Source organism: Paenibacillus sp. J22R232 (assembly GCF_056269165.1).
The window spans coordinates 1-15,175 of the sequence record NZ_JBWDNK010000025.1 but is presented as its reverse complement, the minus strand read 5'-3'; the positions used below and the strand labels follow the sequence as shown (position 1 = coordinate 15,175).

The following is a 15,175-nucleotide window of genomic DNA, read 5'->3' as shown; positions in this document are numbered from 1 at the left end:
TCTAAGCGCTGCAGCATAAAAAAAAGCAACCTTATTATCCCAAATCGAATAAGGTTGCCTACCAGGAGAGGTATTCCATTTATGCTATTTTATTGACATGGTAGAGCCATGCCTTTCAACTAATCGTTCTCGCGCTTAAGCTTATCCAGCATGGGCTGGAGCTCAGGGTTGGCTGGAGGTTCTTGTAAATCAAGGCTTCGCAGTGCTTCAACGGCAATGCGCAGCACCGCATAGTTCCGGTACCAGCGATTATCCGAAGGAACGACATGCCATGACGCCGACTTGCTGCATTTCTCGAACAGCTCCTCGTAAAGCTCGCCGTACTGCTTCCAAGCCTTGCGTTCCTTCACGTCCGCAGGATCGAATTTCCAGTTTTTGCTTGGGTCCTCGATTCTGCTAATCAGCTTCTCCAGCTGGAACTGCTTGGAAATGTGCAAAAAGATTTTAACCACCTTCACGCCGCTGTCTGCCAGCAAGGTTTCGAAATGGTTGATATGCTTAAATCGTTTTTTCGCCTGCTCTTCGGAAACCTCGCCATGCACCCTCGTTATTAGCACATCCTCATAATAGGAGCGATTAAACACCGCTATCTGCCCAAGCTCCGGAACCGCGCGATGCGCCCGCCACAAAAAATCATGCCGAGCCTCCACCTCCGTCGGCTTCTTAAAGCTGTACGCGGATATGCCTTGAGGATGCAGGCCGGCGAATACCTTTTTGATTACGCCATCCTTCCCGCTGCAATCCATCCCTTGAAAGATGAACAGCACGGCATGCTTTTTGCCCGCAATGAGCTTCTTCTGAAGCTCCTCGAGCTCCTGCTCAAGCTCCGCCGTTTCTGCCGTAACCTCTTCTTTATGCTGAAACCGCCCCGTATCCTTCGGATCGATGCTCGATAAGTGAATCTTCTTCTTTTCGATCAGCTTGTAGCTCTTTGCCATTTCCTCACTCACCTTCCTGTTCACTATCTACTTATTTGTATCCCGGCTGCGCGGCTCCTAAACAAATAACCGACAGCCGCTCTTGCGCACCATAACGAAAATCCGCAAAATACGGTGGCCCATACGAATGCAGGCAGATAAGCTGCTTGGCTCAAGCTTGCGGCATCGCCAGCCATGGCAGGGTCGGTAACGGCTAGATAAAACACAATAAACGGGCTAACAATCGATTCTACCAAGCATATAAAGGCGATAAGCAAATAATAGCCTTTGCGAAGCCAGACCGGCGCAGCGAATAGGACAAAAACCGTTAATGCAGCAAAACCACCGCTCCATGCCATCCCATATCCATTGCGTATAAACAGGGCAAGCGCCGTTCCCGCTGCCAGCGCGATGCAGGCTAATCCGATGCGGTCATGCCCACGGGCGTGCAAATAGAAGAGCAGCAGCGTGAACAAAGAAGCGCCTACGTAGCCTGCTAGCGCAATCGGAATCGACATCCAATTATCCGCATAAGACGTGTAGGTTACTCCGCTTTGATCGGCGTACAAATGAATATGCATAACGCTGCCTTTAAGCAGCAATGCTGCAATGGCGTGCGCAAGCTCGTGGACCAGCGTATTCACATTTCGGAAAAAATCGGAGAAAGGAATGAACCGCGTTAAAAACGCAACCACGATACAAATGACCGCCATTCTTAGCCAAGAAAACATCTGAAGCTGACCTCCAATCCATTGTCTTTATTGTACCTGTTCATACGCATCAAAAAGATTTATTTTTCAAATGCTTCTTATTGGGGTAATAAAAAGGATAATCACGGGAGGAGAGATACTATGGGACATTATATTGAGGTTGAGAGGAAAGTGAAGCTATACGTTGAGGATATCGGCACCGGCACCCCGGTTATTTTCCTGCATGGCTGGCCGCTGAGCAGCCGCATGTTCGAAGCTCAGTTCACCCTGCTTTCAGAGCAAGGCTACCGCTGTATCGGCATTGACCAGCGCGGCTTCGGCAAATCCAGCGCGCCTGCAGCCGGCTACGACTATGATAGGCTCGCCGATGACGTGAAGGCGGTCATAGAATATTTGCGGCTGGAGCATGCTTATTTGATCGGCTTCTCGGTAGGCGGAGCCATCGCAGTCCGTTATATGGCACGGCATGGAGGCTATGGCATCCAGAAGCTCGCACTGCTTGGCGCCGCAGCTCCCTCCTTCACGCAGCGGGACGATTATCCGCATGGCATGAAGAAAGAAGATGCCGATGCGCAGATCGCTGCCGCCAAAAAAGACCGTCCGCAGATGCTTCGTGACTTCGGCGAGCTGTTTCTAGCCAATACAGATTCCAATCCGATATCCGATCCCTTCAAGGATTGGCTCCAGCAGCTAGGCTTAGAGGCTTCTGCTTGGGGAACGGTACGTACGTTCGAATCGCTGCGCGATGAGGACTTAAGATCGGACATCTTGCAGATTAAAGCGGCTACGACCATTTTCCAAGGCGCTCTGGACCAAATCTGCCCGCCGGAATTCGCGAAGCAGCTGCTAAACGGAATCGATGGCTCTACGCTCGTCACCTTCGAGCAAAGCGGCCACGGCATGCTCTACGACGAACCAGCTAGATTCAATCAAGAGCTGCTTGAGTTTTTGAAATAAATGCAGAAGAGGAGCCGGACCTTCGGCTCCTCTTCCTTTGCTATTCCGAGCGGCAATCAGACCTCTGACAGATCACTGTAATATTTGTTCAACAAAAAGTGGAAACGCTGAAAGTCGCTGGACAGCACTTTGATTTTTCTTTTGATTCGCATTTTCCGCTTATGGTCTTTTTCCTCCAGCTGAAATTGATCAATATTTTTATCCAGCTTCTCCCGGAGCGTTAGGATGATGCCAATCGCGATATGCGACCGTGCCATATCCTGCAGGTCGGCAGCGAGCGCCTCCCCGAGATGGTCCATCGTCTGCTTCGGCCTTTGCAATACCTTCTTAATGGAAAGCCGTTCAGGAGTGAAGTCTTCCCGATAATCCTGACCAGGGACCTGCTCCCAGAATGCCTGCCACTGCTCCAGCTGTCCAACCTCATACAATAAATATTTATGGAATCCGCATAACCATGCCGTACAGCTCGTGTTCCGAAGCTGACACCCTACGCCATCCGAGAGATTCCGGCAATCCCTGCAGCATGAACCGCTGTTCGCAATGCAAACCTTGCAGATGTGATCGGCCCCCCAAGCTTGAAGCGTCAGCATCCCATTATCAATAATCGAAATCCGGCTCACGAGCTTGGACGGTCCTGCTGCTGGGACTGTCTCCCTATCAATCACAGTGCCAGACATGCGAAGACCTCCTTGTTCGTTCAATTTGGTAAAACCCTTGTCCGTATTTGCCTGTTAGATGAAGTATACTCCAGCTTTGCGCAATAGACAATTAGGATGTGCCGCGGCCAAGCACAGTCAAAACCATTGTGAAACTTAAATAGCAAAAAGACTGTTCTTCAATCAATTAAGATTCAAGAACAGCCTTTGTACCCGAGACTTGCATGCCTTTACATGCGCCGCAAGCCGTGTTACGCTACCATGCGTTTACGCCCAGCTTGTCAATCGTCTCGCGGATAAAAGCAGGCTCGTCCGCCGGTGTTCGCGAGGTAATGAGGTTCCGGTCGACCACGACCTCTTTATCGACGAAATGTCCGCCCGCGGCTTCTATTTCCCCCGACAATTCGGGATAAGCGGTAAGGGTCCGGCCTTTGAGCAAACCCGCTGCCTCCAAAATTTGCGGTCCATGGCAGATTGCCGAAATCGTCGTACCTGCTTGGTCCGCTTTTTTAATGAATGCCTGCACGGCAGCGTTATCCTTCAAATGGGACGGAGACTTCCCGCCCGGAATAATGATCGCAGCATAATCCTCCGCATTCGCTTCATCGATACCTAGATGCGAGGTGTACGTGATCGTCCCCTTCTTGCCTGTCAGCTCCTCGTGGCCGTTCAAGCTGATAATAACGGCCTCGTGGCCATTTTTCACCATTTCATCATACGGATTTTGCATCTCGGAGTCTTCAAAATCATTTGCCAGCAAAAAAGCTACTTTTTTGGCTTGCGTCATCCTTGCACGCTCCCTTCCTTATTTCTACCATAATGTACTATACCCGAAATGGCAGCATTTGAAGCATGCAGGTCAGGCTTGCAGCTGCGCCAATATTTGCGGATCCTTCAGCTTCCCGTCCTGCGCCAGCAGAACGATTTTGGACAGAATCTCCGCCGTCTTCGGGTCCTCATCCATGAATGGCAGGAATACGCGGCCGCGATGCTGAGAATGAACGGGTATAATCGCAAGCGCTCCTTTGGCCAGCTTATGTACGATTCCGCTCCCCAGATGGACGCTGTATTCACCCAGCTTGCCGTCGATCAAGGCATGCTTGCCCTCGAAGCGGACATTGACGATCTTAAGCAAGCGCAGCGACTCTCTTACGATGGCAAGGCGCATATCGACCGTGGTGAGGCTTGCTTCCGGATCGACGCCGCCGACATGCGCGACGCTGACGACCAGATCAATATCACGCATAACCTCGGAAAACACAAGACTTGGGACCTCTGAGATATCCAATCCTTTCAACGTATGCCGATTAAAAAACTGGACGGTTTCAAGCGTGGGGCTCTCGATATCCGAAGGAGAAAACCAGTCAGCAAGCGCATAGATATTCGCAATGACATTCTCTTTGTAATAAACCTTCTGCAAGCCCTCTTCATAGCTGATCGTCCACTTGCGGCTTTTCAGCAAGCTTACCGTTTTGCGAGGCTGTACCTGATGGCCCGCATATCGGCGGGACAGCGAGCCGCCTGCAAGTTCATCGGCATTCGGCAAATACAGCTCTCTGAATATTTGCTTAAACGGCTGCACGGCCTGCCGGTCGAACAATCCCTTCTGGAATAAGCTCCACTCGCCGCCGGCATATAGGTCAAACGGATGCGCGATGATCAGCTCGTCCGCTTCTTCCAGCCTATGCTTCGCTCCCAGAGCATCAATTAGCTGCCCATCGCTTTCGCTGTAGTAGCCTAGCTTTCCATTAGCCTTAAAAACCAGTTCGCGAACTAGCGGAGCAAGGACCGGATTCCGGAACAGCTTGCCGAGCTCATGCAGCGTGAAGCCGCTCCCGCTTACCATTGAGCGCTCCAGCTCCGTACGCGCGCGTCTATATTGGTCAGTCAGCTCGGTTTTCGTTTCCTTAAGTGCCGTGATATACGGGTGCTTCTTGTGAGCGGCAGGCACCGACTTCAACTTCTTGCCTTGCTTCGTTACTTGAATCTCCGTTTTACCGAGCTCATCAATCGTCAGCTGCGCGGAGATCCCAACATCCAGCTCATGCGGTTCGAAATAATGAAGAAGCTCATCGAGCTTCCTGCTTTCCATATCCCAAGTCAAGCGTATGACATCGGCATAGCCTCCATTGCGCGCTAGATTGTCCAGCGCGATGCTGGACGCTTTCTCCTCGCTAGCCCTTCGCTGTGCGCCGAAAGCTTTGCTTTCCTTCAAAAAACGCTGGATGAATGAGTATCGCTCCAGCACTTCTCCAGTCTTCTCCTTCTCTCCGCCCCAAGGGAGCAGGCTATAGCTGAGCAGCAAATCCTTATTCCGCTTCTCTATAATCGATGCCTGAAGCTCGCTTGCATTCAGTTTTCCGAGAACGGCATCCGCAAACAGCTGGGAGCGACGATGGTTCGCGCCTGCCGATATATATTTCGCGCACTGGTACAGCAGCCGGAATCGCTCTTCGCCAAGCTCTCCATAGGCTTGCCCGAACCACACGATGTCAAAGGCGCCATCGTTGAAATCCTGCGGATCGATGGGCGAGTAATGGGCAACGATCGTTTCCTTCTCCGCGGAGAAGGATTCATTGATATGCGCATGGAAATACCAAGCCGCGCTGCGCAGGCCGTCCCAGCCCAAATAATCGGAGATAAGGTCCACCCACTGCGGCGCATACATGGCGGCTTCGAGCAGCCTAATCTCCGAAATGCTCTTTTGGAGCAGCTGTTCCCGAAGCAGCGCAGCATCCTCGTTGACTCCGGGACAGCAAGCCTTGAGCAGGTGGCAAAAGGTTTCCTTGCGCGTGATGTCCTTGCCGTATCCGTAAATATAGCCGCGGACGAACGACTCTTTGTCCAGCCCTTCAAGAATCGCAGTGAAGGTACGAATGCCTTCGATATGCATAATGCCCATCGCTAAGTGAGTCACCTCGGTTGCCAATTCCCCGCGGCTTAGCTCCAGCTCCAGAATGCGCTGCACCACTGCATCTTTGATGGCAGCGAGCTGCGGGTAGGTTTCGGCCAGCTTGCGCTTCGGGTTTGTCAGCTGCCTGATATGCGTAGCGCTGTGCGGCCTCGACAGCAGCTCCTTATACAGCTCATTCTCATCGATCACGCCTAAGCTGAACGCGCGCGCGAAATCCTTCGTGTCGAGCAGCTGCTGCTCGAACCCAAACTTCTCATACAAGGGATATATGGTTCGAATCCATTCGGTGAAAGATTCATCATCGCGGCTATTGGAACGAAGTATCCGATTCCAGAAGCCCGTGAACAAATCAAGCAGCCGGCTCTCCTCTTTCGCACACTCAAACGGGAAACAGCTGATGATCAAGCTAAGGATATGCCTTGACGTTTCGAACTGCTCTACCCCGCGGCTGTCTTCGACATAAGCGTTGATGATCCGATAAACCTGCGAGCTATAGGGTAAGCTTTCGCCTATCAGATGCACCTCACGCATAAGATCAAGCGGATAGAGCTGGTCAAGCAGCTCTTTTCTCCAGCCCTCGGCAGGCTTATAATGCGCTGACTCCCAATGCTCCAGCTCACCGGCTGCATAGCTGTAAAGCTTATATTCGCTGCGCAGGAATTGAAATTGAAGCAGTTCCTCGGGACCAAATCCGCTGCTATCCAAATAGTCCGACCACAAGCTTGCGAGCGGATAACGCTCCAGCTCCTGCGTAGCATCATCCGGCTCATATCTCCAATTCATCTTCGTCAGCTGCGCCCCTACCAGCAGAGTCTGCTTCGCGCCTGAATAGTCAGTCGCTTCATATTCATGCTCCCGGTGCAGATGAACGAGATCCGCCAAACCTCTCATAAAGCCGCTGATCTGCTCGAGGGTCAAAGTGAAATAACGTTTGCCTTCACCCAATGCGGTGAGCGGCAGCTGAGCTTTGCCCGCAAGCTCCTCCTGCACGAGCAACGGATCAAATAAGCCCAACCCGGCGCTGAGCGTATATGCCGTCTGCTGCTTCAGCTTGGCGATGAGCAGCCGCTCTTTCTCAGTAGGCTCCTCCATTAAATCAACTTCTTCCTTCATAGTGCTTGAGAGCTCGGCCAATCTCGGCTCTTCCTTCATCTCCGTCAGTAGCTCAAGCGCTGCCAGGCGCTGCAGCTCATTCCGGCTTTGCAGCAGAAGCTCCAGCACGCCCGTCAGCTGGTTCGGGGCTTGCTTCAACAGCAATCCGATTGCCGCCTGCCTGAGCGTTCCCGTTTTCAGCTTGAGCAGCGAGGCTACCGCTGCGAGCTCATCCTCGCTCAACGCGAGCTCCGAAGCCTTATGTATGGCGATTTCACGGTTGCTCATGCTTTTATCTGCAAGGGAAGCCAGCAGAAAGGCGCGCTGAGCCGCATCCGAGGGATCGGATATAAAAAACCGAAGCAGCTCGCCTCTCATATCAGAGCTCAGCCTATCCTTTATGGCTATTATATCGGCAATCCATTCCCTATCCATATCGTAGGCGGACAAATACAACAGCTTGCGGACAACCATATCGGCTGTAAACGAGTAGCTCACCCACGGAAACACCTTTGATCGCTCTTCATTATCCGCCGCAGCCACGCTCGCAAGCATTGCCTTAAACTGCCCGTACTGCCGCTGCCTCACCGCTTTGTCTTCAAGCAGTACGGATCTTCTAAATACAAGGCGCCTGTATGCTCCCCGCGAGTCGCTTTCCCACTCAAACGAATAGTCGAAAGTGTAATTCTGCAGTACCCAGTACTGCACTTCCTTATGCGGCTCACCCAGCCAGTCCTGCGCGATTAGAAAGCGGATATCTTCGTTCTGGGATTGCGCGAGCATATGCTGCGCCACAATTTGCCGAAAAGGCTCTTCGCTCGCCATAATCAGGCTGATCTGCTCGTACAGCTGCTTCTCCTCGCGCACGGCTGTCGCCCATAGACTCATGAACAGCTTATTCACGTCATGGCTCGCCAAGCCGTCCCGCAATGCAGCGGGATCTGTCAAGCATTGCGCCGCATAATCTATATTTTGCCTAGCTACCCGTGCATTGGAGGCTTCGAGCGCCAGGCCCGTCCATACGTCCAATGCCCGAATAACGGAGCTAAAGCGGATCAGATCATGCTCCGTTATAACCTTCATCATGTCGGTCATCGCTTCGATCGTTCCCTCGTCCATCGCTTCTACAATGCTTTGCCGCAGGCCCTCCTGCAGCCTCGCTGCAACCAGAAGCTCTCCAATCATGCGATAAGCGTCTCGGTTGTGGCTGAGGAAGATACCCGATATCATCGTACGGGACAATAACGCGGTATTGTTATCGCCATGAATGATATCCTTTAAAGCTTCCATGACCGCATCATCGCCAGCGTCAATGGCGTATGCAACCATATCTGCTATCGCCATTGCCGGGAATTGGTATTCATTCTCTGAGAGGTAACCGGGAACCGTCAAATAATCCGTAACCGAAAAATGCCTGGCCTGCAAATAAAACAAGGAAATCAACTTGGTCAGCAGCCGATCCACATGGAGCCGCTGTTCCTTGGTTCGAAAAGGCCTGCGCGCATAGCCGGTGCTGTACGGATATTCGATGGCATGTTCCGATATATAGCGAAATACGCGGCCGTACGGATCATCCAGCAGCTCGTCGATCACGACTGCAAGCGGCTCGAACAGCGGCTGCTCTTCTCCTGACGCAAGAACGAGCAGCTGCTCTTTAATCTCAGCGCTAATCTCATAATCGTTGTATCCCCGTTCGCCTAACCGGACAAGCAGCAGCGCGAGCCGCTGGTGCGAATCGGAGAGCGGTATTACTGCCGCTTTGTCATTCATTTGTTGGAAATAGAGCTTTTGCTCTGCACGATCCATCATCCTGCCTCCTTTTTATCGTCCTACCATAATCCTCCGGATAGCATCGTAAAACGAATGAATGCCAGCTCGTCTCCGTCGCGGAGGGCAAGCGGCATATCCAGCCGTTCTGCTTCGTTCCCATTAATAAACACACGATACAAACCGTCCTCGAAGGCGAGCAGCGCAGTAGAAACAGCCTCCTCCTCGCCGTTCCCTTGCTCGTTGTACAAGGTACCGAAACCAACCTTCCCCCCATCGGCTTGCCGCAACATATCGTTCTGGGTCAAGTAGGAAACGAGCGGCACTTGCGTCTCCCGTTCGTTAAACGATTGGACGCCCGAGATCACGACGGCTTCAATTAATGCTCTCAAGGTTGGCGGCGCTTCCGCAAGCGGCCATGCCAGACGGTCGAGATGATTTTTTTTCCTTCCTAAGCTTTTAACCGTTATGAACACATTTAACACAGCTGCACCTCCAGCTAGTGAAATAATCGACTAGGCTTATCGTACCATAATAAGGAATTTCATTTCCAAGTACGGAAAATGACGGGATCCTACCGATAGCAAGCATAAGAAGAAACGCCTGACGGCGTCCTTTTAATAGACGCCATCGTTACGGCGAAACGTATAGAGAAAGGTAGGGCAAACCCATATCCTTTCCTATACGTCAAGAAGAAACGGCTTCGCCGTCCTCCCCAAGAGGAGGTATCCGTTTCTCGTAGAAATAGAAGAATACTTATCGCGTGAAACATATACAGTCTTATATTAAAAAAAAGCTGCTGCGAGGCGTGTTTTCATCACCGTTCACAGCAGCTGCTTATCCATTGGGGGAAATAGCCGATCGTATTTGATTATTCCCGTTCAGCGGGCATAGCCAGCCGGGATTCTTTCGAGCAAGCTTGTGCCGTAAACATCGTTCATGGCTAGCTCAGGCATATGAATATAGCCGATATAGCATCCGCATTTCTTCATCCCGCAGGGACGTTCTGAAGAAAGACCCTCCAAACCGTCACGGTAGAGGTGTCCGATGACCTTCCGGTCGCTGTAGCAGCGCTTCACAATACCGGGGCCCTGAACATAAAACACGTTTTCGCCAGCCCCGCAGCGCGCCCCTAGGCTGTCGTAATCGGGGACGTTTAGCTGGAAATAGGGATCGATGCCCGTAAGATAAGCGATCTCGTCAAGCGTATAATACGCCTTTCGGTCTTTGAACGCGTTCACCCAAAGGTAGACGTCCGGCGGCAGCTCGCTTCGCAGGCGCGCGATTGCGCCAAAAGCGCTGCGGATGCCAACCGAGCCCACGCTGAATGCAAGGCCATTCCGGTAAAGCTTCATGCACTGGCCCAAAAAATGGGCCTCGCTCGTCTGTCCAGGATGGTAGGTTACCCAGAAGGCGGCCTTGCTTTTCTCAAGCTGCTCCGTCCAATCCAGCTTCGCCGATAAATTCGTTTGCACGGCCACCTTCTCCACATGCTCCAAATGCGACAGCTCCGTCATCGCTTCGCGGTACCAACGATGAACGAGCGCCTCGCCGTAAGGGTTGAAAAAGATCGACAGCCGATGTCCGGCCGCTCCCTGCACGCGAACCCAGTCCATAAAGGCGAGCAGCTGCTGCCTATCCTTCTCCAGCGTCTCCTTGCTGTCCTTCGTCTTGCTGAAGGGACAGTAAGGACAATCATAGTTGCAGGATGAGAGCGCTCCACGGTAATACAGCACCGCCTTCATCGGACGATGTATCCGTTCATCAGCTCTCTTACATCGCCGGAGATGAGCTCATCTCCGATTGCATCCGAATACGCCATCCCTCTCGTCGTCAGCCGAAGGATGCCCTCATCCAGCTCAGCGAGTTCAAGCGAGAGCAGCTCCTGCAGATCGGAATGCTCATTCACCGCATCGCTTCCGAAGCGAGCTTCATAGGAGGCGAGTGCCAAACCTTCTCGGTGCAGCAAAGCTTTCAGAATGAATCTTCGCTTCTGCTCAGCAACGCTTAGCCTAAATCCGTAATCGGCCGTATCATGACGCTCTGCGGCAACGTAATCCTCAATGATGCTTCTAGTTGCGGCTGCGCTCACGCCGTAACGCGAAGCGTAATGCACGTCGCGCGTGTACGAGCGCGCCCCGCAGCCGAGTCCGGCCATGCCTTCCTCCTGGCAGCTGAAGGGCAGAATGCTTTTGTGGGTGAAATTCGTTTCTTTCGCGAAGCGCCGCATCGAATATTGCCTATAGCCGGCCGCCTCGAGCCTTTGCCTCGCAATATGGTACAGCTCCAAGCGAATATCCGAGCCAGCGCTGCGGATCTGATCCGGCTTCAGAATCGTATTCTCCCGCGTATACAGCGGATAAATGAATATTTCTCCAGGGCCGTAGCCGATTGCCTTCTCGAGCGAGTACAGCCAGGTATCCGACGTTTGACCGGGCAAGCCGTATATCAAATCGATATTAATGAGCGGAAATTGGTAGCCCATCAGCTTCTCCAGCGCTTCCTCCGCAAGGCGCGGCTTCTGCGGACGGTAGATCGCAGCCGCTTCATCCTCGACGAAGCTTTGAATGCCCATGCTGACGCGGTCAACGAGCCGATCCTTCAGTACGCGCATGCGATCCTCGGTCACCGTTTCCGGCGACGTTTCGACCGAGATGGAGGCTTGCCGCGGATCAAGGCCCATCGTGTGCTCAGCAATATCGAACAGACGGTTCAGCTGCGCAGCCTCGAGAAGCGTTGGCGTCCCTCCTCCAATGGCGAATCTGGAAAACGTCCGTCCACGGAACCATGGCGCCCACTCCTCAGCCTGCCGCTGAAGCGCATCCACATACTGCTCATGCACGCTAGCCCTGCGGTCCGGCAGCGTGAATAGATTACAGAAGCCGCAGCGTGCCCCGCAAAAGGGAATGTGCATATACAAAAAGTAATAATCGGTTTGATCCCGCTCCCACAGCTCCTTCAGCGGTTCCGCTGGCGATAAATCGCGATAAGCTGTCTTATGCGGATAAGAATACAAGTAGGAGCGGTATGGAGCCGCTGTCCAGCGCTGCTCGGTCTCCCGCCGTTCGGGAGTAGCTGGTAGCGATGATGGTTGCAGCATGCTGTTCCCTCCTTAACTCAATATAAATTCGCGATACGGCACGTTCCACACGACTTCATGAGCGAGGCGATGCCCCTCGTAGCCGTCCTCCCCATATGCGGTTCCGTGATCCGAGAACGCCAAGACTAACGTTTTACCCCTATTCCGCATCGCGTCAAACAATACGCCAAGCTGGCTATCCACATAACGCAGCGCTGCCCGCTGGGTTTCGACCGAATCTTGTTTGGCGCCTGGGACAAAATAGCGGTTCGGTCCGTGCATGGCTGAAATATTAAGAAACAGAAACAGCCTTTGGGCAGGATCTGCCTTCTCCAGCAGCTTCAAAGCATGATTAACCTGATGCTCGGCCGAGCGCGGATTCGTCACGCCAAAGGTCATCCGCCAATAGCTCTCTTGGAAATAACCGGGCAGCACCTTAGCCAGCTTGTTCTTTTTCGTAAAAAAAATGACGCCTCCGATGCAGACCGTGCGGTAACCCGCCTCCTGCAAGCCGGATACAAGATCCGGGGCGTCAAACAACCATGTGTGGGGATGCGTTCTCAGCCCCGTATTTTTCGTATGGAACAGCCTCACATGTGAGGTTTTATCGGTCGTCGCGGGGGTTGGCAGAAACCCTCCGAAAAAAGCATGATGCGCCGCATAGGTGAAGCTGCCCGGCGAATGCCGTTTCTCCCACCCCCCGCTGCCGCAAAGGTTCGGGCAATTCGCCTCCTCCAGCTTAGCCGCGTCATACCGAAGCGTATCGAGCGTAATCATTAAAATATCGTGGGTGCCCACAATATGGTTCATATTCAGCATAGCTGCTTATTCCTTTCTGAGAAGCTGGCGCATTTGCCACTCGTAGGTGTTCATCCCCTCGTACTCGGCGCCATACAGCAAATCGCCGAATGGATTGATATCAATGGGATAGGTAGCGCCGCTGCCTCGCTGGACAATCACATCCACCCCTGCCGCCGAGCTGCCCGGGAATGCGCGGAGCGCTTTCTCGGCAGTCTGCTGGACCGCTTGCCTAACGTCTTCAGGCAGAAGGCGCTTCATGTCCATGCTGCGCTCGTTACGCAAATGCAGATTGGTAATTGGCGTATGGCTCAGTCGAGCGACGGTGTGGCAAGCCTTGCCGTTCACGACGAGCTGGCGTACGTCAAAGGCTTTGCCCCCGAAGCTTTCCTTCTCGATCCAGCGCTCGATATGCGCGCCTTCGCCGCATACCCAATCGATAATGCGGCGGATGTCCTTCGCATCGCTGTAACGCCTCAACCGGCCGGCATTGTAAAAGCTAAAGCCGTTAGAAGCCGGCTCCGAGCCGATCGTCGTAATAGCCAGCTCCGCCCCCGTGCGCGGATTCGTCTGGTAAGCGATAACGCCCGCGGCTCCAGAGCCGCAGGCTAATTTAATGAACAGTCGCTTCATGCCGCTCGTGCTTATGGCAGCCCGAAGCTCTTCATAGCCTTTGATAGTTCCCGCCGCGGCCGGGAGTGCCGGCAGTTGAAGGCCGTGACGCTCGAATAGCTGCCAGCAGGTTCTTTTGTCGAACATTTTGGCTATGCTTCCCGGCGAGTTTACCCAGTAAGCCCGGGCGCCTGAAGCCTTAACCTCCCGCTGCATCGCCGCGAGAAACCGGCAATAACCCCGGTACCACTGCGCCGGATGCCAGATTCGGCCATGCTCAGGCGGCAGCAGGAGCGCTTCCGACGATACGATCGAAATGCCGTGCGGCAGAGAACCGCCTGACCAAAACATGTCGTCTCCATTGCGATCCGGAGCACCCCATGCAATAAGCTGCCGCTCGACAGCCGGGTTCTCTCCGGGAGCATCGAGCCGAATGATGATATCGCCCCTGCCGGCAAGCTTTCTGAGGACATCTCCTATGCATGCGTCGCCGCTAAGCAATTGCTCATACGGCAGTACAGCAGCAGGAGCAAGCCCAAGCTTCGCTCTGGCCGCTTGCAGCCCTGCCGTCCGTTTATTGGAAGAATTAGCAATAAGCAAATAAGGCTGCTCGCATCTCTCCATTATTCGGTAAGGAACGGATAACGCCAATCATCCTCATCTGACTCCTGCTGGTCCTTCACGTCGACGGACATGCCCGATTGCTGCCAACGGAGCACGAGCTCGTCTGACATGTAATGGTAGCTCAGATCAAGATGCTTCAGCTTCTTGATACGGGCACTCGCAAGCAAAGCCTCCCCACCCTCGTCGGTCAACGTGCCGTAAGACAAGTCCAGCGTATTTAACTGGTCGAGTATAGGCGCGTCAGCAGCCGCAATCGCGATTTCATCCTGGATCTCGCTGTCCTTCAGTCCTAAATACGTAAGCTTAGGGAACAGATCGCCTTTCAGGAGCGGCAAAACATCCTCAATCCCTCCATCGAAGCCGTAGTTCTCTACACCTAAGTAAAGCTCTAGCTTGCGCAGTTCCGGCAGCCTTGCGTTCGTAATCTCCTGAAGCACGGATTGCGGAAGCCCGCCGCAAATGATAACAAGCTCTTCTAGGTTCTCGTGAACGAGCGGCTGCAAGCTTAGCTCCTGGCTGCCCTTTATCGACAGCGACTTTAAATTCGGGAAAGCTGCAAGCAGCGGAGAGAGATTCGTCTGGTTAATCCAAGACACCTCGCACTCTTCAAAGCCCATATCTCCAATAAATAGTTTCGTTAAGTTAGGAAATGAATCCTTATGGCTGATCAATGTTTCAATAAAGCTCTCCGGAGAATTTTCATACGCCTGACCCCAGTCGCCGATCGTTAGTATGGACAGCTTCTCGCCATCCGGGCTCGATGCCAGTTTTTCAATCAAGCTGGACATTCTTGCCCCTTCTTCATACTCGTCATACCCTACTGATAAGCGAATTTCAATCAAGTGTATCCCTCCATTTGTTTCCATATGAAGGTAGCGTAACATGCTATTTTTGATTGCGTCAATGGTCCCATAGTCACATCTGGTACCTATGGCAGGCAAGCGTAAACGGCTGAAGCCGACCTCTGGCGGCCAAGCTTTCGTTTCGCGTAGAAATATAGAGAAAGTGGGCGAAATGCTATACTCTCCTATATTTCAAGCGTAAACGGC

General features: G+C 52.9%; 12 protein-coding genes. 1 reads left to right on the top strand and 11 read right to left on the bottom strand.

Features of this window, described 5'->3' with window-relative positions; translation table 11 throughout:
* Window positions 1-119: 119 nt before the first annotated feature.
* Together AC0YN3_RS31645 and AC0YN3_RS31640 are read right to left on the bottom strand one after the other, a co-directional pair.
* Window positions 120-938 (bottom strand): PPK2 family polyphosphate kinase, encoded by an 819-nt coding sequence (locus AC0YN3_RS31645; protein ID WP_475778827.1) that lies wholly within the window; start codon window positions 936-938, stop codon window positions 120-122.
* A 23-nt stretch (window positions 939-961) separates the two neighbouring features.
* A complete protein-coding gene (locus tag AC0YN3_RS31640; protein ID WP_475778826.1) occupies window positions 962-1,648 on the bottom strand; it encodes a M50 family metallopeptidase in 687 nt (228 codons plus the stop codon).
* A 120-nt stretch (window positions 1,649-1,768) separates the two neighbouring features.
* On the opposite strand from AC0YN3_RS31640, the gene AC0YN3_RS31635 reads away from it, so the two are divergent.
* Window positions 1,769-2,584, top strand: a complete 816-nt coding sequence (locus tag AC0YN3_RS31635) for an alpha/beta fold hydrolase (RefSeq protein ID WP_475778825.1) — start codon at window positions 1,769-1,771, stop codon at window positions 2,582-2,584.
* 56 nt (window positions 2,585-2,640) lie between these two features.
* Here AC0YN3_RS31635 and AC0YN3_RS31630 read toward each other — a convergent pair whose 3' ends face one another.
* The 9 genes from AC0YN3_RS31630 to AC0YN3_RS31590 all read right to left on the bottom strand — a co-directional run bounded on the left by AC0YN3_RS31630 (window position 2,641) and on the right by AC0YN3_RS31590 (window position 14,965).
* Window positions 2,641-3,261: a hypothetical protein gene (locus AC0YN3_RS31630; RefSeq protein ID WP_475778824.1), complete on the bottom strand. Its 621-nt coding sequence runs from the start codon at window positions 3,259-3,261 to the stop codon at window positions 2,641-2,643.
* Between the two features lie 235 nt (window positions 3,262-3,496).
* A complete protein-coding gene (locus AC0YN3_RS31625; RefSeq protein WP_475778823.1) occupies window positions 3,497-4,027 on the bottom strand; it encodes a type 1 glutamine amidotransferase domain-containing protein in 531 nt (176 codons plus the stop codon).
* A gap of 72 nt (window positions 4,028-4,099) precedes the next feature.
* Entirely contained in the window at window positions 4,100-9,055 is a 4,956-nt protein-coding gene (locus tag AC0YN3_RS31620) for a DUF5724 domain-containing protein (protein ID WP_475778822.1), read from the bottom strand.
* A gap of 20 nt (window positions 9,056-9,075) precedes the next feature.
* A complete protein-coding gene (locus tag AC0YN3_RS31615) occupies window positions 9,076-9,498 on the bottom strand; it encodes a ubiquitin family protein (protein ID WP_475778821.1) in 423 nt (140 codons plus the stop codon).
* 396 nt (window positions 9,499-9,894) lie between these two features.
* Window positions 9,895-10,758: an STM4011 family radical SAM protein gene (locus AC0YN3_RS31610; protein WP_475778820.1), complete on the bottom strand. Its 864-nt coding sequence runs from the start codon at window positions 10,756-10,758 to the stop codon at window positions 9,895-9,897.
* Entirely contained in the window at window positions 10,755-12,113 is a 1,359-nt protein-coding gene (locus AC0YN3_RS31605) for an STM4012 family radical SAM protein (protein ID WP_475778819.1), read from the bottom strand. The genes AC0YN3_RS31610 and AC0YN3_RS31605 overlap by 4 nt, the downstream gene beginning before the upstream one ends.
* Window positions 12,114-12,125: 12 nt before the next feature.
* Window positions 12,126-12,911: an STM4013/SEN3800 family hydrolase gene (locus tag AC0YN3_RS31600; protein ID WP_475778818.1), complete on the bottom strand. Its 786-nt coding sequence runs from the start codon at window positions 12,909-12,911 to the stop codon at window positions 12,126-12,128.
* A gap of 6 nt (window positions 12,912-12,917) precedes the next feature.
* Window positions 12,918-14,153: an STM4014 family protein gene (locus AC0YN3_RS31595; protein WP_475778817.1), complete on the bottom strand. Its 1,236-nt coding sequence runs from the start codon at window positions 14,151-14,153 to the stop codon at window positions 12,918-12,920.
* Entirely contained in the window at window positions 14,126-14,965 is an 840-nt protein-coding gene (locus tag AC0YN3_RS31590) for an STM4015 family protein (protein WP_475778859.1), read from the bottom strand. The genes AC0YN3_RS31595 and AC0YN3_RS31590 overlap by 28 nt, the downstream gene beginning before the upstream one ends.
* Between the last annotated feature and the right edge of the window lie 210 nt (window positions 14,966-15,175).